Genomic DNA, 24107 nt, shown 5'->3' with positions numbered 1-24107 from the left:
TTATTTTTTGTAAGCAGCATTGTATTCCTCGATAATCTGAGCCCCGCCGCGCTTCTTCCAATCCTCAACCGCTTTGTCGAATCCAGCCTTATCAATCGATCCATAAATATATTTGTAAGTGGCATCCTTTATAATTTCCTGAAGCTCCGTGCCCTTCTCGGTATACGTTTTCGAATCAAGCGGCGCAGTAGGATCGGCAATGGCGATCTTCTCGTTCTCGATAATGAGCTGCTCCGCATGAATTCTCGCCGGAAGCTCGTGGAAACCATCGTACATACCGTTTGTTTCCGGCTCACCAATAACGCTGTCCTTAAAGCCTTTGACCTCGCGCTCCGTCAGCTCTTTATCTGCCGATGCTTTTGCCTTGCCATCCACTACCGTATAATGAGTGCCTTCAATGCCCCAGAACATCATGTTCGCCACTTCCGGCGTCATCAGCTTATCGAAGTAAGCCAAAATCTTCTTCAGCTCGGCTTCATCTTTAATCGCAGATTTCGGGAATAACGCTACGTTGTTGTAGCCCGGAATGGACCATGATGCCAGCTTCCCGTCTGGTCCAGCAATCATGCTGTGTGTATCAACGACTGCGGTCGGCACGTTTTTAACAAGGTCCTTCACTAGTGAGTCCACATCCTGCATGGAGCCGATGTATACGCCTGCCTTGCCGCTCGTGAACATATTGACTTGATCTGTTTTGCTTGTCGCTGCAAAGTCTACGTTCATCGCTTTGGCGTCGCGAATTTTTTTGATAAAATCCATCGTGGCTGCATATTCAGGCGTCGTAAACTCTGGAACAAGCTGGCCGTCCCGCTCACCCCAGTTGTTCGGCGTGCCGAACCATGCGGAGGCCGTTTTGAACGCACCATATACGAGATCGTTCCGGTCAGCTAAACCAATCGTGTCCGGCTTGTTGTTGCCATCCGGGTCGCCTGTCGTAAATTTCTCCATCATCGCAAACAGCTCATCCACGTTAGCAGGTGCGGCGAGGCCAAGCTTATCTGCCCAGTCCTTGCGATAAATAATGCCTTGGCGAGCCAGCGGTCTGCCGATGTATAGCGAATATAGCTTGCCATCCACTTTTGTATTGTTCAAAATCTCTTCCTTCAGCTTGCTCAGGTTAGGAAACTCGCTGAAATAAGGGCCAATTTCCCAAAACTGACCGTCTCTGATCGCTTCCTTCATTTGAACGAAGGTCGCTTGGTTCTTCAAATAAGTAACCTGCGGCAGCGAACCCGTCGCAAAGGATGCGTTCAGCTTCTCCTCATACGTGTCTGCCGGAAAAAATTGATACGTTAGTTTTGTGTTCGTCAGCTTCTCCAGCTCGTTTTTGATTGTATCTGGCGGTGTCTCTGCGATGTTAAGAGGCAGCATGATCGTAATTTCAGTCGGCTTCTCCGGCTCTGCCGGTTTGTCTGTCTCTTCCGTCTTTGCTGCGCTGTCATTGGTTGCTGCTGGCGGCGTACTATTTTTTCCGTTATTGCTGCCGCTTGAGCAAGCTGCGAGCAATAAACTAAATGTTAAAACTACGCCCATCAGAATCGAAAACGATTTTTTCTTCATACAGCGTTGACCTCCATATATCGTTTTGGTTGCTACCTCTTCAAGCTACCACCTGGAAGAAGAGTGCCGAAACAATCATTTGTTCATATGGCATATCGTTTTAGAGGCATCTGAGCTAATGATTATTGCCGCTTCTGGTGACACTTTTGACTAAATACCGCAACACAAAAAGGGTGAAGATCGCTCTTCACCCTCAAATCATGTAGTTTATATGAAATGGCACTTATTTCATGGCGCCCTTTACTTCCAAGCAGAAACCTTGATCTTCTTATATTTGTTCACGAATCTTCTCTCCAGCTTCTTAAAAAAACCTTGGGTCTTTTTCTCTTCTTGTATGTTGCGCAGACCTCGTATAAGCAGCTGGTATCTCCATTCGTTATCATATCCGAGTTTATGTACTTCTTGGAAAAAATCAGGTTTCATCATACGTCACACTCCATGTCGTCTTATTCACTTCTGCCAATACTTAAGCAGATTCTTATTATATACTGCTGTTCTATGCAATTTCTAAACAATTTACGGGATTTTTCGACAATAATATATCTTTTTTATTTTAAAATCGATATTTATACCTAGTTCTTTGTGCTCATATGAATTCACTTCTATTTTTTATAAGCAAAAAAATAGCAGCCACGCAGGGAATAAATAACCTGCTTAGCTGCTCTATAAATAATGATATTGCCTACTTCTCTTTTAATATGCTGTTACTTGGAATCCGGCCCGCTCATTGCTTCTTGAAATATGCATCCGTATACTCGCTAATCATTAAGCTGCCTCCGCTGCGCTTCCAGCGTTCGACCTCCTGATAAAATCCTTCCATACTAATCTGTCCGAGAATATATTTGTATGTCGCGTCGGAAATGATTTTGTACAGCTCCATGCTCTTCTCATCGTAAGTCTTCGATTCAAGGCCAATAACCTTATCCGTCACGAGAAACTTATCGTTATCTGCGCTGAGACGCTCCGCCATCTCCCACATCGTTTCTTTCTCTGCTACCTTCCGCACATTCGGATTGCTTAGATCGGCAATCATAAGCGGATAAAGCGCGTTAACCTCTGTTACGCGCAGCTGTGACGTCTCTTCGGGCAGTTGAACCTCTTCACCCTCCAGAAGATAGTGCTTGCCTTCGATCCCGTACCGCATAAGATTGGCAACATCCTTATCCATCGTACGGTCAAAGAACGCAAGCTGCTCCAGCAGCTCCTCCTCCGTCCGAATCGCCTTTTTGGAAAATAAATAAAGGCCGTTATAATTCGGAATCGACCAGACGCGATACCCTTCCGGTCCTTGAATGCGATTCACCAAGGTGAAGCGCGCAGCAGGATTGATCTGCTTCGCTTCATCCGAGAGCCGCTGCACGTCGGTCATGCTGCCGATATATACGCCTGCTGCACCTCGTATAATGTTAGCCCGCTGCATCTCCTTGCTCGTTACCGCAAAATCCGCGTTAATGAGCTGCTCATCATACAACTTCTTCATGAAATTCATCGTATCCATGTAGGCTGCCGTTTCGAACTCTGGAACTACCTTCTTATCGACGATACCCCAGTTGTTCGGCGTGCCGAAATAAGAGCTCAGCGTCTTAAAGGCCCCAAATACCAAATCATTACGGTCAGCCAGCCCGACGGTATCCTTTATCCCATTGCGGTCCGGGTCACCGAGCGTAAACTGCCGAATGACCTCATACAGCTCCTCAATCGTTCCCGGCTTGTCCAGCTTGAGATTATCCAGCCAGTCTTCCCTTATAATAACGCCTTGTCTAGACGATGGCCGCTCCGTGTAAAGCCCGTATATGCCGCCATCTATTGCGGATTGCCCCAAAATGCCGCTATTCAAATGCCTTAAATTCGGGAACCGCTCCAAATAAGGGCCGATCTCCCAGAATGAGCCCGAGCGAATGGCATTTTTCACAAAAATATAATCGGTATGCTTCACGAAAGTCGCCTTCTTCAGCGAATTTGTGGAGAGGGCTGTGTTCATTTTATCTGTGTAGATGCCGTCCGGTACCCAGTTAATATCAAGCTTCACATTTGTTAAATCCTCGATGAGCGCAATGATCTCTTCACTTGGCGGATGGGGAAAGTGCAGCGGTGCCATAATGGAGATCGTCGTTTTTGTGTTTGCGTCTTTTCGCTCATTTGGAGCAGAAGATGCGGTGCATGAAGCGCAAATGAAAAGGATAAGCAGCACGATAAAAAAGCGACAGCCTGCGCGTACTCCTATGTTCCGTGAATGGATTACCACCTTAATCCCCCTTGTCTTATCAGCCTTTTCTCTTCATAATCTAAGGAAATGATTATTTGCGCGATAGATGATTATTGCTCAAAATGTATGCGTTTACTAAAATAAAGCTAATGCTCGCTCATTACTAGACAAGGTGTTGATAGCTGTGCGATCTTTAACCTTTTTAAGCAAGATGACGATCTTCGGCTTTCTGCTCAGCACGCTTCCCGTCATTTTTATCGGCGCATTCTCGTATGCGACCTCTTCCAGTGAAATTCAGAAAAATGTAAACCGTGGGAAAATGCAGCTTATCATGCAAATCAACTCCAATGTAGAGCAGAAATTGACGACTGTCAACCACACGCTGAATCAGGTTATTAACTCGACCGTGCTCAAAAAAGCGATGAATCAGCCGCTAACCGTCAACGATTTTGTGATGTATGATGACCTGCGGAACGAGATCCGCCATATGCAATCCTTTGACACCAAGCTTGAGGATGTCATCCTGATCAATGAGCGCCATAACTGGATGATCAAAAATTCCGGACTATATTCGTTTGAACAATATGCTTATTTCGATGAGCTGTCCAGCCTTATGCAAATGCCCGAAGGAACCTCGTGGGTGCTTAACCCGTCCAGCTGGTTTTATAGTGAGGAAGCCGCGGAAAGCGCTGCTTGCAGCTACAGCATCAGCCTCGTGAAGAAGCTGCCGACCAATGGGCTTGAAAAATACGGCTTGGCGCTCGCCAACATTCCGACCTGCAGCTTGCAGGAGCTGCTAAAGAGCGATGAGGACCCTTTTTCGACCATTATGATTTTGGATGATCAATACCGTATTCTGCTCCATCCCGACCAAGCATTAATCGGCAAGCCTGTGCTCGAGAGCGGACTGCATATGGGACAGCTCACTGAGCCCTCTGGGCAGTTTACACAATCGATTGAACAGAAGGATTATTCCGTCACCTATTACCGTTCCGACCTTAACGGCTGGATCTATCTCTCTGCCACGTCCATTGCCGGTATGACGAAGGAATCAAATAAAATTGGCACGTATACACTTTATGTATGTCTATTTATGCTCACGCTATCCATGCTGCTCGCTTGGATCGGCTCACGGCATATGTATTCGCCAATTCAATTGCTTTTGAATCAAATCGGCGAGCGTCTAACCGACATTCAGAAGCGGAAAACAAATGAATTCCAAGCGATTGGCGAACGCGTCACCCATTTATTCCAGTCCAAATCCGAGCTTGAAAAAGAGGTTAGGCAGCATATTCATCAAGTGCGCACCTTCTTCTTCATGAAAGCCTTCCAAGGCAACATCAAGTCAAGTGAAATTCCGGAGAAGCTGGCTCAATTCGGCTATGGCTCTCAGCTAAAAGAGTGGAAAACGATGGCCGCGATTACGCTGCAAATTGATTTTCCTGATAACAGCCGTTACTCCAAAAGTGATTTGGAGCTGCTCCTATTCGCTGTCCATAACATCATCGAGGAGCTTATTCCCTTCGAGCAGCGACTTGCCCCGATCATTATGGATCAAACGATTGTGACGATTATCGGCAGCGCAGAAGTGGGCAAGGAAGCTTTCCACAATGCAAAATACGCGTTAACGGAGCATCTGCAGCAGCAGATCGCAAGCTACCTAAACGTGCAGGTCAGCATTGGCATGAGCTTGCCGTTCGACTCCTTCTCATCGCTGTCGACAGCGTACAGAGAAGGCCTTGAGGCACTGAAGCAGCGCATGAAATTAGGCGAAGGCATCATTATTCAGTATGAGAATGTGAATGCCGGCAAACATTATTTGAATCTCAACTACCCAGGGCATATCGAGAATGAGCTTATCGATGCGATTAAGCTGGCCGAGAAGGATAAATCAAAGGAGCTGCTGCGAGCTTTTTTGCAGGCGGTATTTGTCGTGGAGCTATCGCCGCAGGAATATCAAATTCCGCTTGCCCGGCTGCTCAATAATCTGTTGATCGTTATGCAGGAATCAGGCGTAAGCCTTAATCAAATCCATCCGTTAAAGGGTTCCCTGCTTGAGGAGCTGCTTGAGCTGCATACCTCTGCCGAGATCGATGATTGGTTCTGGACTAGCGTTGTTTATCCAATGATCAACATATTCAAGGATCGTCAGGAGGCGCAGTACCACAACATTTCGGAGAAGATCATTGACCTCGTACAGCATTTGTACGACACCGATCTTACGCTAGAAGAATGTGCATCGCGGCTTCACTATAATGCCAATTATTTAAGCAGCGTTTTCCGTAAGGAGACGAATTATTCGTTTAGCGAGTATTTGTCGATGTACCGTTTCAAAATGGCAAAACAATGGCTCGCTGATAGCGAGCTGCCAATTAAAGACATCGCTGCAAAGCTGTGTTACAATAATCCGCAAAACTTCATCCGTTCCTTCCGCAAACAAGAGGGAATTACTCCAGGGCAATACCGCTATAAAAAACGCAGCGGATAGCCGATAAAAATAATGAAAGCTTTTGGAAAATAAATGCTCTTCAATATGAATGGGAGGCTTTACGCATGACACAACGACCGTCACGGGATGAATACTTTGATTATTATGAACAGTATATCGGCCTAGTAGGCGAAGGATCTGTTACGGAATGGCTGACAAAACAGCTCGCAAGCACAACTGAATTGCTTTCCGATATTCCCGAGGAGCAGGCTAATTACCGCTATGCGGAAGGAAAATGGACGCTTAAGGAAGTCATCGGTCACATCTCGGATAATGAGCGCGTCATGAGCTACCGTTTGCTTCGAATCGCACGGGGTGACAAGACACCTCTTGCCGGCTATGATCAGGACGAATTTATGAACGGCGCCACCTTTCAAGAATGGTCTTTATCACAGATTATCGAGGACTACATCTCGGTTCGCCGGGCTACTCTCGCTTTGTTGCGCGGCTTGTCGGATGAAGCATGGCTTCGCATTGGCGTAGCTAATGGCGGCAATATCTCCGCTAGAGCTCTCGCTTACATTATTGCCGGACATGAGACTCATCATTTGAACATCATTCAAGAAAAATATTTAGGAAAATAAATCGTTTTCTCTTATTCGCTCATTAACTTAATGAATAGCTAGATAAAATCCTATATGTAAACCTTTTATTATGATAAAATGGTTAACATATAGGATTTTTTTGCATGAGGAGCGGTACTTCTATGACGATTCGATTACGAGGACACCATCTGCTTTGTCTACTAGGCTACCGAGGTATGGGTTATTCGGATGATTTCTGCGTCAATATGACTGCCATTTACGAATTGCTGCTCGCAAAGCCTGAAACTGAAATTGAAATTATTTTAGGCCCAGACGATGTTTGCAAAGCATATCCGCCGGACAAAGCCTATCATTGCGAGGGAACCGTCTACAGCTTGGATGCAGCGATACTCGCAAAGCTTGGGCTCCAAGTAGCTGAGCGAGGAAGCTGGCAGTCCATATGTGACCGCGTAGCTAAAACGATGGTGCCTGAGGACATCAGTCATCTATGCATGACCTGCCCTTGGGAAAAATATGGCGTCTGTGCGGAGGGTGTTGGCCTCGTTATACAAGGCAAGTCTTTGCCTAAGGTAGGCATTAAGTAGACCTATGGAGAAAACATCAATGCAGCTATGTTATATTCGTTACAAACGAAATACAGCTAAATAGAACTAATTAAATTATTAATTCCCACAAGGCTGCGCTGAAACTGGCGCAGCCTTTTATTTAGTGCGCAAAATAAGCTGATTAATGCCTAATTATTAGTACAATTCCCACCATGCTTATTAAAATATAGTAAAATAGAAGGTGCTGCTATTTAAATTTCCGGAGGAATATTAATCATGAATGCTGGTCTTTCTATATTTCAAAAGCTGATGCTAGGGCTACTGCTCATGTTCTTCTTAATCATCATTATTTTCTGGATTATATATCGGCTTAATGTAACGGACATCCAAGAAGAACTAAAGAAAAACAAAATTGGTGAAGTCAAATTCATGACCTCACAACTCTCCACCCAGTTCGAGCAAGTCCTTATGAATACGACGACCATGTCTGAAGACCATTCGGTCAGAGGATATCCCTATGTCCTGCAATTCGGGGATGCCTATTCCAAGTACGAAGCGAAATTAGCTATTATTGACAAGCTCGCTCTCAACAGTGCCTCTACATCCTGGAACAACACGATCACTCTCTACTACCCTGATTTGAAGGAAACCGTCTCTTCCGACAGTACATTATCCTTCTCAACCTATAATCCGCCCTCCCAACGGCTGAATAAGTGGGTCGTGCACTGGGAGAAGGATGGTACTGGATATTATTCTAATTTGACCCGGAGCCATATCGGTCCATTGCTTATTGAAACAAGAGTGTCTTTGGATAATCTACTTAAAATGATGAAGCAGTACTCATCCGGAACCCCTTTGCTTTATGATTCTTTTAACAAAACGATTATCCAAACTGGTAATTCCCCTCTACTGGAGGATACGACAGGCCGAATTATTCCGTTAATTGAGGGAAAGAGCGGCTTTTTATCGGTCGACGACAATGGAACTGAATACCTGCTCAACTATATGAAATCTGACTTGCTTGATTTGTACTTTATAGATTACCACCCTATGCGTCAGTTCATTGAGCCTATTTCTCAAAATAATATTCTTTTTATATTTTCCATCATTGTGCTGCTGCTTATTTCACTGATGTATAGCCTCGTGCTGCGCAGGCAAGTGCAGACACCTGTTATTGTACTAAGGAAGGCTATTGACAAATTTGATCGCGGTGATTTTTCTAGTCGTGTCATCGATCTTCATGCAACCGAGTTCAGAATGCTTGGCAACTCCTTTAATCGTATGGCCGAGAATACGCAGCGACTCATTGAGCAGGTGCTCGTTGCAGAGCTGGAAGTTACCGAAGCAAGACTTAAGCAATACCAAGCTCAAATTAATCCCCATTTTTTGTATAACTGCTTGAATTATATTCAGAGTAAAGCCAGCATCGAGGACCATGAATCCGTAACTGCGATGACGCTTCATCTCGGAGCTTATTGCAGATACGTTCACAAAATTGAAAATATCGATTCTACCATTAACGAGGAGCTTGTCTTCGTTGAGCACTACCTGTCCATTTTACAGTTGCGTAAACGGTCGATGACCTTCTCTATTGATATCCCACCATCCATGTGTATGTATCGCTTGCCTAGAATGATCCTTCAACCGCTTGTCGAGAATTGCATTCAGCATGGCATAGAACCCTCTCTGCATCCCGGTCAGATCAAGATTAGTGCGGAGGAGGACGAGCAGTCCCTGCGTATATTCATTCAAGATAGCGGAGTCGGAATAGCGGAGGATAGACTCTCTATCGTTAATCAACATATCGAGGAACGCATATTTTCTGAGAATAAGGTAGGTACAGGCATGAGGAATGTACACCAGCGTCTCAAGCTATATTTTGGAAAGAGATCTGGGCTGACTATTCAATCTAAATTAGCCGAAGGAACTTGTTATATCATTACAATTCAAAAGCAGGAGGACAACCATGCTACAAGTATTATTAGTTGATGACGAATCCTATGTCGTCGATGATCTAGAAATTGCCTTCCCCTGGACCAAATATGGGGTTGAAAAGGTATATACAGCTTATTCCGGCATAGAGGCGCTGCAGGTCATTGAACGGAATTCTATTGATATTCTCATTACAGATATTGCCATGCCAGGAATGACTGGACTAGAGCTCATTTCACGAGTTAAAGAATTTAATAAGGCAATCAAATGCATTCTGCTTACTGGCTATGCGGAATTCGAATATGCCCAGGAGGCGATAAAGCAGGGGGTCGTAGACTATTTAATTAAGCCGCTTGATCATAATAAGCTCGGCCTCTGTCTTGAAGAAACGATAAATATCATGAAAGAGGAGATGGAGCAGACCGCATCCTACGAGCAGGCTTTATTCACGTTCCGGGAGCATCTTCCTGTCATGAAGGACAAGCTCCTTAATGAGCTGCTGCAAGGCAAGAACTACTCGGAGGAGGCTCTTGTCGACAAGCTTTCCAGCTTCTCACTGACCTATGGGAAAGACGATGATGTCTTTCTTCTTGTCATTCGTCTGGAGGAGCATTTCAACCGCTATGGACAAAACAGCCTGCTACTTTTCGAATATGCAGTGACAAACATCGCTTGCGAGCTGCTCGAGGACTCCTTCGAGACTTGGCATTGCCGAGATGCTTATGATTATCTTATATTTACGCTCAAAGCAAAACAAACAGACGGGTTTCAGAACTCTGAAAGTCTATTAAAGGAGCTTACCAGTCGTTCACTCCAATTGCATCGTAATGTGAATGAATACTTGGGGGGCGGCATATCGGTCATCCTTACCTATCCGGGAAAATTCAGTAGTGATCTTCGCCATATGCATGAGAATGCAGTCACAGCAATCAGAAAGCAAGTCGGAAACGGTACAGGCTATTTTCTAGCGCTTGCCGAGCAGCCGTCACAAGTATCCTACGTTCGATCCATGAACGTATTATATGATCCGCCTACGTTTATCCATCTGCTGGAAACCAGCCAATGGGACGGATTTGAAGACAGATTGAACCAAGTTGAGGAAGCTTTCAGCGCTTTATCCGAGCAAACGGAAGAGCATTTGGATGCAATAAGTACGGTGCTCATGTCCTCCTTCCATTACATAGCTCATAGAAACAATGTTCTCCTGTCAGATGTAGCGGGAAATGCGCTTATGTATAGACAAACGTTCCGCTCACTTTGTCAGCTTATTGAATGGGCAAAACAGCTTGCCTTAACACTAAAGGAGAAGCTGGAGAAAGACGTTTCTAGTCAACAACAAGCAATTATTCGAGAGATCCAAGTATTTATTTCATCTCATCTGTCGACAGTCAGCCTGCAATCGATAGCCGATTGCGTATCCCTCCATCCTGTTTACGTATCCAAGCTGTTCAAGCAGCTGAGCGGCAGCAGCCTGAGTGAGTATATTCTCAGTGTGAAGATGGAGCATGCCGTTGCTTTGCTCCGAAATTCAACCGATAAGGTATACGAAATTTCGGATAAGCTCGGTTATTCAAATTCACAATACTTCATTAAGGTATTCAAGGAGCAGCATGGTATGACCCCTCAGGATTTTCGGGATAAGACCTAGTTGAATTAAATAACAGCAAGAAGGGCAGCCCATAAATGAGCCGCCCTTCTTGCTGTTATTTATTTTGACTTAATTTCATCGTACCATTTGTTGACTTCTTCCGCTATTTTCGCTCCGCCTGAAGAATTATATCTTTCAACAAAAGCATCGAATTCATCAACCGAGGTTTTATTATAAATGATTTTGTTCAGTACTTCCTTCTCCAGCTTGCTTAGCATATCGCCTTTGGATAGCTGCGTCTCCGTAGGAGTACCAGTAAACATACTAGGCATAATAGCATCCTTCTGATCAACAACAATCTTCGCCGCTTGCATTTGCTCTGGAATAGAGGTAGTAAGCGTCTCTTCATACGGCGTGGACGGCTTTTCACCGTTCGCTAGTTTTGCTAACCCGTTGATACGAAGAAAAGGAATGATGGCTCCATCAAAGGTTAGTGTATATCGTATGGCATCTACCCAACCGCCAGGGATTTTATCACTATCCTGCTCGCGGTAAATCTCACCGTTCGGGCCAATATCATAGTCATACCCTTTTGCGAAGCCTTTAGAGAATGGACCATCCCCATCAGGGTTTGCCCAGTTGTCAAATAGGTAATTCTGATAGACGAAGAATGCATCTTTATTTTTCATGTTTTTATTGATAAGAACCGCACCTGTGCTAATTGGAGTTCCATGACGGCCAACCTTGCCATCAGGACCAGCAGGCAGCGGATACGGCTTATATTCAGAAGTAGGGACATTTGTTTTCAAATCGGGAATTGGCCAGCCTGTCATCCAATAAGGGCCAACAATGATACCTGATTTGCCAGCTGTGAAAGCTTCTGAAGCCTTTACTTCATCATACAGTCCCGACTCTTGCGAAATGTAGCCCTTCTTCATCCAATCCTGCAGCTTGGAGAGTGCAGGCTTCATCTCTGGCTGAATAGAACCATAGGCAAGCTTGCCATCGGCCCCTACGTTCCATTGGTTTGGCATTACGCCAAACATGCCAAACACCCATCCTGTCTCGGACATCCAAGTATTCAAATTGTTTTTAAAGCCAACGGATAAAGCTGTGGTATCCTTCTTGCCATTACCGTCTGGATCCTGATTAGTAAAGGCCTCCATTACCGTTTCAAGCTCATCGATCGTCTGAGGAGCCTTCAAGTTTAATTTTTTCAACCAATCTTCACGAATATACATGACTGGATCATTATTGTAGGCATTCTCCAAAATCGGAATTCCCATTCGTTTTCCATCACGCATGTACGGGTTCCAAACCGTTGGGTCCTGTGCCATTGCTTCTTTATAGGTATCGGAAGCATATTTATCGAACAGTTCTCCTGCATCCGCAAACTGCCCGCTCGAAATTAAATCAGCAATCAGCGTTGGATCGCCCCTGAATGAAATAATATCCGGCATTTCCTGCCCCGAGGTAAGCATCAGCCTAAGCTTCGTTTGGTAGGCATTGTTTTGATCGCTGACCGTCCATAAGTACTTAATATCAATACCCAAAGTGTCTTTCGCCCACTTTGTATGAACGTTATTATCAATATTTTCGCCATTTTTGAATTTTAAATTGGTTGTAATAGGGAAGACCGTCGTAATGGAAACAGGCTCCACATATTTTCCATTCTCGAACTTCGCTGAATAAAAGGAATCATTATCGGCCTTTTCTTCTGTTTGATCGTCTTTATTGCTGCCGCAAGCTGCAAGCGATGCCATCAGCATTGCCCCTGTCATAACCATAACAGCCGGCTTTTTCAATTTAGTTAGCATATCTTTATTTCCCCCAATTGAATTTATTTGGTTTGCTTTGACCCTTCCAACCAAATCATAGATAGATCCTACTGTGCAGCAACACCCCTCTCATGAAGCAAATCCATTATTCCTTCACGGCACCAAGTACAATTCCTTTGACGAAAAATCTTTGAAGGAACGGATACACAAGGAGAATGGGTGCCATGCCGATAAAGATTTGAGCAGCCTTTACAGTTCTTTGTGAAATATTTTCCAAGTCTTCAGGACGCACCGTCACTTTGCTGAAGTCTTGCTGTACGATAATGGTCTGCAGGAAAGTCGCAAGTGGATAGTTTTTATGATCAGTCATAAAGATTAGACCATCAAACCAGGAATTCCAATGACCAACCATTGAGAATAACGATAGTGTAGCAATTGCAGGCATCGATACTGGCAAATAAATACTGAATAGTGTTCTCAGATGGCCAGCTCCATCGATGAATGCAGCTTCCTCCAAATCCCTAGGCACCCCGCGAAAGAAATTAAGAAGGAGTATCATATTCCATACTGATACAGCTCCCGGAATGATAAGCACCCAAAGCGTATTCATCATGTTTAGCTTTTGAATTAGAATGTAGAAGGGAATCAAGCCACCGCTGAATAACATCGTGAAGACAAAAAACCACGTATATATACTTCTGCGTTTGAAATGTTGAGCTTCTTTAGATAGTGGATACGCCGCGAGCGTAACGAGTACCATACTGATCATCGTGCCTAATGTAGTACGCTGAACAGCTACCCATAAAGAGCGAATAAAATTCTCATTCTCCAATGTCTTGCTATAGGCTTCAACCGTGAACTGAACGGGCAGCAATCCGACCAAATTAGCGTTCGCAGCTGCTTTCCCACTGAATGAAACAGCTAAAATATGAATTAATGGAATAATGCAAGCAATAGATAATATAGTTAGGAACGTATAGTTGATCACTGTGAATAATTTGTAGGTGTTCGATTTATGATACATACTGTCGGTTCATCCTTTCTAGAAAATACGGTAATTGGCCAGTTTGTAAGCCAAGCGGTAAGCTGCGACGATAAGCACGAAGCCTACGACCGATTTGAAAAGCCCAATTGCTGTGGAGAATCCGAACTTTCCATCTATGATACCGATACGATAGACAAACGTATCAATAATATCCCCTTTGTCGAAAACCAATGCATTATACAGATTGAATATTTGGTCAAAGCCCGCATTCAATATATTGCCTAAAGAGAGTGTTCCAACCACGATTGTAATTGGGATAAGTGCTGGGATGGTAATGAACAAGGTTTGATGCCATCTGTTCGCTCCATCTACTTCCGCCGCCTCGTACAATGACGGATTAATTCCTGCTAGTGAAGCAAGGAATACGATCGTTCCAAATCCAAACTCCTTCCAGACATCGCTTACAACAACGATAAATCGGAACCAATTGCCGTCGCCGAGGAAGAATATCGGTTTTAAACCGAACACCGCGCCTAGAAACTGATTGACGAGTCCTTCACTGGACAGCATGTCCAGCAAGATGCCCCCTAAGATGACCCAAGAAAGGAAATGCGGCAAGTAAACCAGCGTCTGTACCGTCCGTTTGAAAGCCGCCTTTCTCACTTCATTGAGCAAGAGAGCGAAGGTAAACGGAGCGATGAGTCCTGAAACCATCTTCATTCCGGCTATAATAACGGTATTCCAAATGACTTGTACGTACTCTGGCGTACTGAAAAGGTAACGAAAGTGCTCCAAGCCAATCCAATTGGATTGGGAAAATCCTAGCCAAGGCTTGAAATCTTGGAAAGCAATTACGAGTCCGAACATTGGAATGTAAGCAAAGATTAAAGTAAGGATAACCGCTGGCAGCAGCATCGCATCCAGCACCAACGCCCTTTGCCATTTGGAGCGGCGATCCGTGCGTTTAGACAGCTGTGGAGCGGTCTCTGCAAGGGCATCTGCTGGCGTTATTGATTTCTTCATTTGTGTGCTTCCCTTCTGTTTGAATGACATAAACCCTATCTGTCCTATCGTCTGTTCTCATTATAAGTGGCGCCTAGAGACGCTACTATGATAAATCATAAGCATCGATAACAAATTGTTAATATCCGAGCTGACGCTGTTTGAATACAAATAAAACGCCAAGCCCCCTTCTATAGAAGAGAGCTTGGCGTCATTAAATCCATTCATTATTTGCTTGTATTCAGGATCATGAGCATATTATATAAAGCTTGAACTGACTCTGCCCGAGTAGTATGCTCACTAGGAACAAAACGATGATCATCCTTGCCCTTCATCATTCCATGCGAAGAAACAATAGAAACAGCGTTCTCCGCCCATGCTGAGATGTTAGCTTTGTCTACGTATACTAGCTCGACGTTAGTCTCCTCAGGTTTCGTTTTTGCTTGGTATGCATACGCATTGGCAAGCATAACCGCCATTTCTTCACGGGTAATGTTTGCAAGCGGAGCAAACCGATCCGCTGACACACCCTTAACAATTCCTGCGTGAAAGGCAGCATTAACCGCCGACGAGAACCAAGTTCCTTCCGCAGCGTCTTTGAAGCTGGAGGCCCCTTGCTCTTTAAGTCCAAGCAGGCGTACCAATAGAACGGTAAACTCCGCTCGCGTAATAGATTTGTCTGGAGCAAAGAGAGCAGCGGTTTGGCCATTCACAATCTGTTTTGCAGACAGCACCTTCAACGGCTCGTAAACCCAGTGGCTTGAATTAACGTCATTGAAGCTCTTATCATATTCAAGCAGCGCGTACTTACTGAAATGCGCAAGATCAACAGAGATATGATTCGTTTTTTCGTCATTCTTCCCGCCTACATATTCCCACTTATTGGTCTGCTCATTCAGCATGTAAATGCCTAAGAGCGACTTCTTCATATTGGCTTCCGCTGAATAGGAGAAAGATAGGGTGACTACTCCATCAAATGTGCCAGCCTTAATCTCACGACCATTACCTGTTATTAAAGACAGTTCGAAGGACCAGCTTTCTCCGCCAATAAACTTCGCAGATAACCCTTGCTCTCCTTTTAGCTGCTGACTGCCTGAAGCTTCTTTAGCGGGCTCCATACGAAGCGACAGCTCAGCTCCATTCCGCAATTCAGGCTTCAACTGATCAATGAGGAGCTGGAGCACTTTTGAATCAATTGTTAGTGTAGCAGACCCCTTGGCTAGCTCCAGCTCTCTGCCTTTTAATAGACCAGCTAATTGAAGGGGCAGCCGTACTTGATGCTTACCTTCTGGTACGCTGATGCTCACCTGATTAGGCGACCCGTTCTGAAAATTCTCCTGAGTAATGGTCATCACAGGATCAGCAGTGCTGCCAGATTGCCCAGAGCTTCCAGGTTTGTCACCGCCATTATCGATACCACTGTTATTTTCTGACTCGGCAAAAGTCAAAATGCCGAATTGGGAAGTATTTCTCCATGAATCGTTTGTTGGATCGTTCCATTTGGCGGTGCTGTGCACTCCTTCCCCCTGATCGTCATTCACCTGAATGTCCAGACCTATTACACTATCTTTATTCGGACGAAGCTCAGGCAGCGCGATCTTCACTTCCATGCGGTAGCCTTTCTCTGTTTTTACAACTGCGCTCTCCAGACGAGAAGGAGAAGCATTTCCAGCAAAAGTTGCCGCATTATCAATATTTATCCGATATTGTGCATCGTCATATTGATAGGTCGAAGTTCGTTGATGATTTTCATCGATGAAAATTTCGATTGAATCCTGCAGCCATGGCTGCGGATCGTCTGATTTAAGCAAAGGATCGGTTACGTCGATTAGCAGCAGCAGACTGTCATCCGTCCACATAGAGCGAGCTTGAGCCGTTGCTTTGCTGTTATTATTAGTTAGATCCACAGCGAATGGCTTTGCCTTTTCCCACTCGCTTTCCATTTGTCCATCAATACGTGCAGTGCCTTTTATCGACTGTGCGCTTTTTGGCATACTTGCAAGCTGAATGACGCCATACTTGCTTGTGTCCAGATCTTGACTTAATGTGCTGTCATTCCAATAAACCGGCAGCATCTCGCTTGTCGATGCATCCTGAATACGAATATCGAATCCGATTTCTTCCGTTCCTTGCGCTAAGCCTTTCCAAGGAATAACGGCTTCTAGCCTATAACCAGTTGCTGTTTCTTTTATTTTATAGCTGCTGTCGCCATTTTCAGCGCCTGACCGATTAAAAGTAAGACGACGATCATCTGACTCATAAACCGCTGACTTTCCATTATTCTCATCAATAAACAGCTCTAACTTGTCCGCTGCGTCACGGGTAGCATCTTTAACCTCTACTTGAACGTAAAGATTGGTCATATCCCATAAGGTACGGAACGTTGCAGACTCGCTGCCGCTGCGTTTAAGCCGTGTCTGTACAGCTTTTTTCCATACGGAATCTGCAGAATTCTGATCACCCGCCGTTGGCGTTGCCATGAGTGATACCGTACGGTTTGTAATAATCGGAAGTGTAAGTGGATCTACAATTCCCCAGTAGACTAGCTTAGCCTGGAGATTCGCATCGAATAGCATAGCCTGATTATTGTAGGATTTCTCGTCTTGCAGTCCCCAAATCGTTACAGAGGAAATCTTGTCCTTATAGGTTTTGTATAAGTCAAACAATTCCTTATATCTATGTGCTTGTTTTGCAGCTATGTCAGCAGGCATAGGCGTACCCATGCTCACTCCGCTATCAACATCCAGCTCGGTAACCTGAATATCTAGCCCTAGCGAAGAGAACAGCTTAATTGTCTTTTCAACTTCTTCAATTGGCGGCGTAACCAACCCATAGTGAGATTGCAAGCCTACCCCGTCGATCAGACCTTTAGCTTTGAGGCGCTTTAGCAATTGATAGATATGTTCTCTTTTTTCCGGAACCTCTGTGAAGTAATCATTGTAATACAGCTTGGCATCAGGGTCCGCAGCACGAGCAAATTCGAATGCCTTCTCGATGTAATCAGGACCTATGAGATTATACCACGGTGAAATTCTAATACCGTCCGCATCTCCCCCATTGTCAGCAATAGCTTCGTTTACAACGTCCCATGCGTATATTTTTCCTTTATAACGTGTCATTACAGTCTCTATGTAAGACTGAAGGCGCTGCAGAAGCAAGTCGCGGCTGGCAGGCTGTCCATTGCTGTCCGTAAACATCCACTCGGCCGCATCAATATGCCATAGAAGAGCATGTCCACGCAGCCCCATTCCGTTATCTTGAGCATATTTCACATAATAATCGGCTGCATCGAATGTATACTGATTCTCAGCTGGGGAAATAAACTTTGGTTTCATTTCATAAGTTGCCGTTATGCTGTTAAAATGCTTTTTGAGAAGCTCCCCATAGGCTCCTTCCATTTGCCAGGTATAGACGGCAGCACCAATTGGAAAATCATCCTTAAAATAATCCTTTAAGGACACGATATCGTTTTGAATCGATAGCGCCGAAACAGGGACTACTGTTACTTCATCTACATAAAAAGATAACGTATCTGAAGTATTCTCCGTAATGTAAGGCGTTTCGATGAATAGTTTTAGCTCCGTAGGAGAATCGCTGTAATTAAGTTGTCCCTTAAGCTCATACCATTGCTGCCACTCCGATTTCTTAATCGTAATGGTATCTAGTGCATTCCAGCTCTCCGATCCGGACTTCTTATAGGCCGTCATTTGCAATTTGATGTCAGAGGCTGGCTCTTCCTTTAATCGAACATAGGCTTTTAATTCATATTCCTTGTTCTTTTGAAGGTGATTTTTAAGCTCAAGTGCTGGCCCATGAAACGTACGGCTCCGCCCTTCTACCAACATACTGTTGCTGCCGCTATAGGCTTCAGCTGCGGAAACGGTCAGCGCCTCATGTCCGACTCGTGGCAACCACCCCTGAAGCGTTCCATCTTCAAAATCGATAAACAGTCGATCATCGCCCACCGGGCCCTCCAAATCAGGCACGAGCTCTATGGAAACATCATCAAAATAAAAGGAGGTACCTGCCGTGGCTTCTGCATAAAGATCATATTGGCCATTCTTGCTCCCTGTCGTATAATTCCTTTTAATTAAGGTCCATTGCGATGCGGCATTCTGATCCGCCGTGCCTATCTGCTCCCAGTGGTCTTGCCCGTCAATGCGGCTCTTCATTGTAAGCTTAATATCAGCTGGCGTTGTACCGGGGGATAGCTTGACCCAAGCACTAATGGAGTAGGTGCGGTTAGGAGCCAACAATTCTGTTAAAACGTAATTGGGTCCCTCCCAATCCTCACTCCTCCCAGAAATATACAGGCTATGAGAGCCGCCATGATACTCATCTCCTGAGACCGTTAGCGACTCGTTTCCTTTACGCGCCCAGCCCTGCGTTGTTCCATTCTCAAAATCTGAAGTGAGAATGGTTGTGCTGCTCTCGTTAGCAAACACCTGCTTAGAGGGAGGAAGAATGATAGTGATAAGCATGGCAAAAGCGATAAATAATGCGAACGGTTTAGTAAAATTCATATAAATCCTCCTTAATGTGATGATCATAGCGCTGCAACTAGCTCTTTGTTCCATTCTTTTGTTGTGCGATTATATAAACCAAAGGTGGCACCGAATTCCCAGTAGGCCTAAGGCATGCTTAGTCGCTCTGCATCCAAGCGTTCGGTCTCCGTCCAAACCACTCGGGAAGCCATGTCTGCCGTGCGATAGACGCCAAACTCCCCTAGTTCCATATTCCTCAGCCATCCACTCCGCACCTTGATGCGTTGGCTTCCTCAATGACCATATCCCACGCCCCTTCAACCGGGGCATCCAAAGCGCACCCCTCTCTTCTTCAATGCTTTTCCCCCTAGTATATAAATCCCGCTCTTCACTTCATGTACTACAATCGGATAGTTGAAGTATAGCTCTAAGGTAAGCGTTTCCATATAACAAATACATCACTCACATAACAAATTATTAGCTTTGTCCCTAATCGAGTAACCTTTTTTCATATCAAAGTAAATAGAACAAAAAAAATGCGATAAGGAAATGCTGCTGAGCATCTCCTTACCGCATATCAATTTATTCATTAATTGCTATTTTCTCCAGCCCTCTCATATAAGGCTGAAGTGCAGCTGGGATACGAATCGAGCCGTCTTCCTCCTGATGATTCTCGATGAGTGGAATGAGAATACGCGGGCTAGCCACTGCTGTGTTGTTGAGCGTATGGCAATATTTTAACGAGCCATCCTCTGCACGGTACCGTATATTCGAGCGGCGTGCTTGAAAATCATGCAGGTTCGACGACGAATGCGTCTCCCCGTAGGCCTGCCTGCTTGGCATCCATGTCTCAATATCGTATTGCTTATACGTTTTTTGCGACATATCGCCAGTACATACTGCCATGACTCTATAGGGCAGCTCAAGGCATTGAAGCAGTTCCTCGGCATTAGCCGTTATTTCCTGCAGCAGCGACTCCGACAACGCCGGATCAGCCTCGCACAAAATAACCTGCTCGACCTTGGCAAACTGATGTACACGGTATAGACCATGAACATCTCTGCCAGCCGAGCCGACCTCGCTGCGGAAGCATACCGATGCAGCAGCCAGCTTGATTGGCTCTCCTACCTCTATAATTTCGTCCGCGTAATAGGTAACCATAGGTACCTCCGAGGTGCCTACCAGCCATTTATCCTCGCCTGCAATCCGGTAGGTCTGATCCTCACCAAGCGGGAAAAAGCCAGTATGCTTCATCGCTTCGGTGCGGACCATTAATGGTACTTCCAGCAGTGTGAAGCCTTTTCTCAGCAGCAAATCGACAGCCAGCTGCTGCACGGCACGATGGAGCAAAACGCCTGCCCCCTTCAAGTAATAATTGCGGCTGCCTGCTGCCTTCACACCTCGCTGCACATCAATCATTTGGTGCAGCTCACCCAGCGCCATATGATCCTTTGGTTCAAAAGGAAAACTCGGGGCTTCGCCAACACGCTTTTGCTCTATATTGTCTGCGTCCGATCGTCCGTCTGGCGTGTCTGGCGATACGATATTAGGTACCAACGCCATGAGCTCAACTGCATGCTGCTCTACTATCGCAAGCTCTGCTTCCACTGTGCCCAGCTTCTCATTTGTTTCCTTGACCTTATGCTTCGTTTCTTCCACTTCAGCTTGAGCATTCTGCCTCACTAGTGTGCCGATAAGATTCGAGAGCTTGTTGCGAATTTCCCGTAAAGCATCCGATTCCTGCATTAGCTGACGTTTCTTCTCGTCCCAGAGCATCAGCTCTGCAATAGAAATCTGAATCCCCTTCTGATTCGCAACCGTCTGTACTTGCTCTTGATTTTGCCTAACCCATTTCATGTCCAACATGCTAACCGCGCTCCTTTTCATTAGAAAAACACAAAAAACGCCCTCCATCCCAATGGGACGAGGAGCGTTTTTTACTCGCGGTGCCACCCAAATTGATTAAACAGACGCACTGTCTAATCCTCTTTGTTCCGCGATAACGGGCGGGCCCGGTAAACTTAGGGGGAAGGTGCTTCCCTCCCCTTGACGAGAACGCCTCCGAGTTGGATTCTCTTCACTGGCGTGATCCGATAATTAATTTTGTAGTAATATAACACATTATATAAGGCCAACACAAGTGTCATTGTGGAAATAAAATTCCAATTCAGCTTTTTAGTGTGCCTCATATGCAACTTTATCCACTTATTAACAGTCAGTAGGTTATATGAAGGGGAGGTGCATTTGTTGAGATATGGTCTTCTACTTACATTCTTACTCATTATGTTTGGGCTGGCAAGCTGCGAAAGCTCCGGAGCGAACAATGGCTTAACCACTCATACAGAGCAGGTGAACAAAGATCACCTGACGGAATCGTTGTCCAAATCAAGCGATAAATTAATCATTGCCAAAAGAGTTGGCATGGAAAACCAATACGAAGATCATAAGGAAATAAACGATGAGAAGTCTGTTTCTACTGTGAGGAGCATTTTAAACAAAGGCGAATGGGAAGAAGTTAAATTCCTAATGACAAGACCAGCCGATTATAAAGTTCATTTCCAACCTACCGATGGGTCAGAAGCAAAAGCGGTACTATATGAGGTTTGGTTTACGAACGACAACGCTGAGATTTATATAAGCGGCATTCATTCTTACAAAAAAACGTCGAAAGAGGATGCAGAAACGCTGGGTACTATTTTAAAATAACGGATTCATTACAAACGTATAAGGAGCATATTATGAAATCCAAATTACTCGAAGTATTAATTTGCATTGTTTTAGGCTTTTTTTCAGGCATACTGCTTGCTGGAACGGGTAGAGATGTTGCGGATAGCGGAATTGAAATATTGCTCGGATGCATTTTCTGGATACTGGTCTTTTCTTATATTAGAAAAAAATGAGGCATACAGTAATGAAAATGTTCCGTTCTCTTCTCTTTTTAATCGTATTCGTCTCCCTGTCTCTAACGATTGCACCTTCCAAAAGCTTCGCATGGTCATGTGCCGAGAGCGATGCACCCAAGCAATTGTTTAAAAAACATGATTTTGTATATATTGCTAAAGCTATGGAAACCTCCTATGAGGAATCAGCCGGTATGAATCCCAAAAGCAGAACAACCTTTGAAGTGAAGTCGACATTAAAAGGCACCTCCAGCGATAAAGTAACCATTGTCACGACTGCTGGCAGCGAATTTACTGAAGGCACAGACTATCTAGTATATGCTTATCAAACAACAAAGAAAAATTACTTATACAAGTATGAACCAGGCGAAATAGCGACTGATACTTGGTGCGGCGGAACAAAACCATTGTCGCTTGCAAGTTACGATCTTGAAGCGATAGATGAATATAAAAAGATGACTAACATGGTTTATTTTATTATTATTCCCATCGTTGCTGCCGCTGTTATCGTCACCGTATTCCTTCTATTGAAACGTAAAGGGAAACTAGGACGACGCTAATGCATTATTTTGGGGATTTATGATTGAGATTAGGACAACTCGTTTAAAATAACATGGAGACAGAACTGATGGGCTTGATTATACAAGCCCTTCATGAAGGAGGCTTCTCATGCTGAATGAGATAACAACAATACCGCGTAAGAATAAAAGGCGGAAAGGTTTTGCGGCTTTCGCCGCTTTTGGCATAACGATGACTTTATTAGCTGGCTGCAGTCAAACAGGAACGAGTGAAATGGATGCTCAGCCTAATCCAGATTCCGCTGCAATCGCTCCCGCTAATCAAACCGAAGAAACAAATGCTTCTTCAGAGAAGGATAACCCCTTCGCCGCTGCTGGCATTACGGATCCTAAAGCTTTTATCAAAATGTTTGAAGCGGTTAAGACAGCTGTTGCCGCGGGTGATAAAGAGGCCGTTGCAGACCTAGTGCTGCTGCCGCTTCGAGTAAACGGAAAAACATCGATGGAGATTACATCCAAAGCAGAGTTCATAGAGAAATATGATGCCATTATGACAAAATCCGTGAAGGATGCGCTAGCCGCGCAGAAGGTGGATGATTTGTTCGTTCGCGATCTAGGTGTGATGGTCGGAGACGGTGAGCTTTGGTTTGGAGCATCAGCCGAGGAGCCTCAAGCATACGGCATTATTGCCGTTAATCTAGAAGTTGGTAGCACTGAAGTGCCCCCCGTCAAGTAGACATTACAAAAAATAAAAACTGTTAAACGGCCTTAGTCCTAAACTCCATTGGACTGAGGCCGTTTAGTTTTGCCTGTAATCGTTCGTAATTGTAAAAGTGAATGTAGGCTTCAATGTCCCGTTCAAGCTCATCAAAAGTTCGGTATGTATGCAAATAAAATTTTTAGCACTGCAAGGTTTCCCAGAAGGATTCTATGGGACTGTTATCAATGCAGCTCCCTACGAGGGACATGCTATGGGTTAATTTTTTGCCAAATGACTTTTTGAACCGCAGAGAAGTGTATTGAAAGCATCGGTTTACTACTGGATGCGCTTGTGGTTAATCTGCCGCTCCGTTTCTTTGCATAAGTGAAGGGTCAATCGACGGTACCCGTAGATACCGCCTACCTTCTCATGCAGCGAGATCATCGCTCTTGTGAGTTTCTGGTTTTCTAGTTCACGTACGCTAGGCTTGCGGTTCAACCATTTGTAATAGCTGGATCGTGGAATCTCTGCAATTTCACAAAGTATCTTTATGCTGAACTGCCCGTCTTGCTGTACAGCTTGAATGGCAAGATAGATGTTTTCTTGACGTACTTGACTTAGCGTCGCCTTCTTTCGAGTTCCTCTAACTTTTTTAGAAATGCAATTTCTGCGCGCAGACATTCATTTTCAGCCTGCATCTTCTTCATGGCAAGCTTTTGGCGGTCTGTGTCAGTTAACTCTTCTTCGGTCTTTTTACGTCCACGTCCATCCTGCAGCGCATCTTGCCCGCCGTCTTGGTATTTCTTCACCCACTGATATACCTGTTGGTAGGAAACCTGATGTTGCTCCGCAGTCTTCCCATAGTCATCGTTATTT

At 44.8% G+C, this 24107-nt stretch carries 20 protein-coding genes; 9 read left to right on the top strand and 11 right to left on the bottom strand.

What is annotated here, in order from left to right:
- The 3 genes from AC1DM9_RS18815 to AC1DM9_RS18805 all read right to left on the bottom strand — a co-directional run bounded on the left by AC1DM9_RS18815 (nt 1) and on the right by AC1DM9_RS18805 (nt 3805).
- Nucleotides 1-1560, bottom strand: a complete 1560-nt coding sequence (locus tag AC1DM9_RS18815; protein WP_441874617.1) for an extracellular solute-binding protein — start codon at nt 1558-1560, stop codon at nt 1-3.
- A 240-nt stretch (nt 1561-1800) separates the two neighbouring features.
- Nucleotides 1801-1986 (bottom strand): hypothetical protein, encoded by a 186-nt coding sequence (locus tag AC1DM9_RS18810; RefSeq protein WP_076266352.1) that lies wholly within the window; start codon nt 1984-1986, stop codon nt 1801-1803.
- Between the two features lie 298 nt (nt 1987-2284).
- A complete protein-coding gene (locus AC1DM9_RS18805) occupies nt 2285-3805 on the bottom strand; it encodes an extracellular solute-binding protein (protein WP_477581596.1) in 1521 nt (506 codons plus the stop codon).
- A gap of 172 nt (nt 3806-3977) precedes the next feature.
- Here AC1DM9_RS18805 and AC1DM9_RS18800 point away from each other — a divergent pair, with 172 nt between their 5' ends.
- From AC1DM9_RS18800 to AC1DM9_RS18780, 5 genes are all read left to right on the top strand, one after another.
- Entirely contained in the window at nt 3978-6254 is a 2277-nt protein-coding gene (locus AC1DM9_RS18800) for an AraC family transcriptional regulator (RefSeq protein WP_477581594.1), read from the top strand.
- Between the two features lie 65 nt (nt 6255-6319).
- Nucleotides 6320-6838 (top strand): DinB family protein, encoded by a 519-nt coding sequence (locus AC1DM9_RS18795; RefSeq protein WP_441874614.1) that lies wholly within the window; start codon nt 6320-6322, stop codon nt 6836-6838.
- Nucleotides 6839-6960: 122 nt separating this feature from the next.
- Nucleotides 6961-7383, top strand: coding sequence for a DUF1284 domain-containing protein (locus AC1DM9_RS18790; RefSeq protein ID WP_441874613.1), 423 nt, complete (start codon nt 6961-6963; stop codon nt 7381-7383).
- Between the two features lie 237 nt (nt 7384-7620).
- Nucleotides 7621-9333, top strand: coding sequence for a sensor histidine kinase (locus AC1DM9_RS18785; RefSeq protein WP_441874612.1), 1713 nt, complete (start codon nt 7621-7623; stop codon nt 9331-9333).
- A complete protein-coding gene (locus AC1DM9_RS18780; RefSeq protein ID WP_441874611.1) occupies nt 9311-10924 on the top strand; it encodes a response regulator transcription factor in 1614 nt (537 codons plus the stop codon). The genes AC1DM9_RS18785 and AC1DM9_RS18780 overlap by 23 nt, the downstream gene beginning before the upstream one ends.
- 59 nt (nt 10925-10983) lie before the next feature.
- Here the strand turns inward: AC1DM9_RS18780 and AC1DM9_RS18775 are convergent, their stop codons facing one another.
- The 5 genes from AC1DM9_RS18775 to serS form a co-directional block, all read right to left on the bottom strand.
- Entirely contained in the window at nt 10984-12681 is a 1698-nt protein-coding gene (locus tag AC1DM9_RS18775; RefSeq protein ID WP_441874610.1) for an extracellular solute-binding protein, read from the bottom strand.
- A 106-nt stretch (nt 12682-12787) separates the two neighbouring features.
- Nucleotides 12788-13666: a carbohydrate ABC transporter permease gene (locus AC1DM9_RS18770; protein ID WP_441874609.1), complete on the bottom strand. Its 879-nt coding sequence runs from the start codon at nt 13664-13666 to the stop codon at nt 12788-12790.
- An 18-nt stretch (nt 13667-13684) separates the two neighbouring features.
- On the bottom strand, nt 13685-14650 hold the full coding sequence (locus tag AC1DM9_RS18765; protein ID WP_441874608.1) for an ABC transporter permease: 966 nt from the start codon (nt 14648-14650) through the stop codon (nt 13685-13687).
- A gap of 206 nt (nt 14651-14856) precedes the next feature.
- Nucleotides 14857-19152, bottom strand: a complete 4296-nt coding sequence (locus AC1DM9_RS18760) for an endo-1,4-beta-xylanase (protein ID WP_477581591.1) — start codon at nt 19150-19152, stop codon at nt 14857-14859.
- A 543-nt stretch (nt 19153-19695) separates the two neighbouring features.
- Nucleotides 19696-20979: a serine--tRNA ligase gene (gene serS, locus AC1DM9_RS18755; protein WP_441874605.1), complete on the bottom strand. Its 1284-nt coding sequence runs from the start codon at nt 20977-20979 to the stop codon at nt 19696-19698.
- Between the two features lie 381 nt (nt 20980-21360).
- Here serS and AC1DM9_RS18750 point away from each other — a divergent pair, with 381 nt between their 5' ends.
- From AC1DM9_RS18750 to AC1DM9_RS18735, 4 genes are all read left to right on the top strand, one after another.
- On the top strand, nt 21361-21819 hold the full coding sequence (locus AC1DM9_RS18750) for a YhfM domain-containing protein (RefSeq protein WP_441874604.1): 459 nt from the start codon (nt 21361-21363) through the stop codon (nt 21817-21819).
- A gap of 32 nt (nt 21820-21851) precedes the next feature.
- Nucleotides 21852-22013, top strand: coding sequence for a hypothetical protein (locus tag AC1DM9_RS18745; RefSeq protein ID WP_477581589.1), 162 nt, complete (start codon nt 21852-21854; stop codon nt 22011-22013).
- Between the two features lie 11 nt (nt 22014-22024).
- Nucleotides 22025-22573 carry a hypothetical protein gene (locus tag AC1DM9_RS18740; RefSeq protein ID WP_477581587.1) on the top strand — a complete coding sequence of 183 codons (549 nt, stop codon included), beginning with the start codon at nt 22025-22027 and terminating at the stop codon, nt 22571-22573.
- Between the two features lie 109 nt (nt 22574-22682).
- The gene (locus tag AC1DM9_RS18735) at nt 22683-23267 is read left to right on the top strand and encodes a hypothetical protein (RefSeq protein WP_477581585.1); all 585 of its coding nucleotides are present in this window, start codon (nt 22683-22685) and stop codon (nt 23265-23267) included.
- 22 nt (nt 23268-23289) lie between these two features.
- Here AC1DM9_RS18735 and AC1DM9_RS18730 read toward each other — a convergent pair whose 3' ends face one another.
- From AC1DM9_RS18730 to AC1DM9_RS18720, 3 genes are all read right to left on the bottom strand, one after another.
- On the bottom strand, nt 23290-23421 hold the full coding sequence (locus tag AC1DM9_RS18730) for an IS3 family transposase (protein WP_441874601.1): 132 nt from the start codon (nt 23419-23421) through the stop codon (nt 23290-23292).
- A gap of 146 nt (nt 23422-23567) precedes the next feature.
- Nucleotides 23568-23912 (bottom strand): IS3 family transposase, encoded by a 345-nt coding sequence (locus tag AC1DM9_RS18725; protein ID WP_477581583.1) that lies wholly within the window; start codon nt 23910-23912, stop codon nt 23568-23570.
- On the bottom strand, nt 23849-24107 hold a 259-nt coding region (locus AC1DM9_RS18720), incomplete at its 5' end, for a helix-turn-helix domain-containing protein (RefSeq protein ID WP_477581581.1). The genes AC1DM9_RS18725 and AC1DM9_RS18720, both read right to left, overlap by 64 nt.

Source organism: Paenibacillus sp. 01T431 (genome assembly GCF_056398625.1).
Note: the sequence above shows the minus strand (reverse complement) of the source record. Positions and strands in the feature narration are given on the sequence as shown.

What these genes read in the sequence shown, in the direction of transcription:
- serS (WP_441874605.1), bottom strand. Translation starts at nt 20,979, where the DNA reads ATGTTGGACATGAAATGGGTTAGGCAAAATCAAGAGCAAGTACAGACG.
- AC1DM9_RS18785 (WP_441874612.1), top strand. Translation starts at nt 7,621, where the DNA reads ATGAATGCTGGTCTTTCTATATTTCAAAAGCTGATGCTAGGGCTACTG.
- AC1DM9_RS18725 (WP_477581583.1), bottom strand. Translation starts at nt 23,912, where the DNA reads ATGTCTGCGCGCAGAAATTGCATTTCTAAAAAAGTTAGAGGAACTCGA.
- AC1DM9_RS18815 (WP_441874617.1), bottom strand. Translation starts at nt 1,560, where the DNA reads ATGAAGAAAAAATCGTTTTCGATTCTGATGGGCGTAGTTTTAACATTT.
- AC1DM9_RS18795 (WP_441874614.1), top strand. Translation starts at nt 6,320, where the DNA reads ATGACACAACGACCGTCACGGGATGAATACTTTGATTATTATGAACAG.
- AC1DM9_RS18745 (WP_477581589.1), top strand. Translation starts at nt 21,852, where the DNA reads ATGAAATCCAAATTACTCGAAGTATTAATTTGCATTGTTTTAGGCTTT.
- AC1DM9_RS18740 (WP_477581587.1), top strand. Translation starts at nt 22,025, where the DNA reads ATGAAAATGTTCCGTTCTCTTCTCTTTTTAATCGTATTCGTCTCCCTG.
- AC1DM9_RS18765 (WP_441874608.1), bottom strand. Translation starts at nt 14,650, where the DNA reads ATGAAGAAATCAATAACGCCAGCAGATGCCCTTGCAGAGACCGCTCCA.
- AC1DM9_RS18735 (WP_477581585.1), top strand. Translation starts at nt 22,683, where the DNA reads ATGCTGAATGAGATAACAACAATACCGCGTAAGAATAAAAGGCGGAAA.
- AC1DM9_RS18760 (WP_477581591.1), bottom strand. Translation starts at nt 19,152, where the DNA reads ATGAATTTTACTAAACCGTTCGCATTATTTATCGCTTTTGCCATGCTT.
- AC1DM9_RS18790 (WP_441874613.1), top strand. Translation starts at nt 6,961, where the DNA reads ATGACGATTCGATTACGAGGACACCATCTGCTTTGTCTACTAGGCTAC.
- AC1DM9_RS18780 (WP_441874611.1), top strand. Translation starts at nt 9,311, where the DNA reads ATGCTACAAGTATTATTAGTTGATGACGAATCCTATGTCGTCGATGAT.
- AC1DM9_RS18770 (WP_441874609.1), bottom strand. Translation starts at nt 13,666, where the DNA reads ATGTATCATAAATCGAACACCTACAAATTATTCACAGTGATCAACTAT.
- AC1DM9_RS18775 (WP_441874610.1), bottom strand. Translation starts at nt 12,681, where the DNA reads ATGCTAACTAAATTGAAAAAGCCGGCTGTTATGGTTATGACAGGGGCA.
- AC1DM9_RS18800 (WP_477581594.1), top strand. Translation starts at nt 3,978, where the DNA reads ATGACGATCTTCGGCTTTCTGCTCAGCACGCTTCCCGTCATTTTTATC.
- AC1DM9_RS18810 (WP_076266352.1), bottom strand. Translation starts at nt 1,986, where the DNA reads ATGATGAAACCTGATTTTTTCCAAGAAGTACATAAACTCGGATATGAT.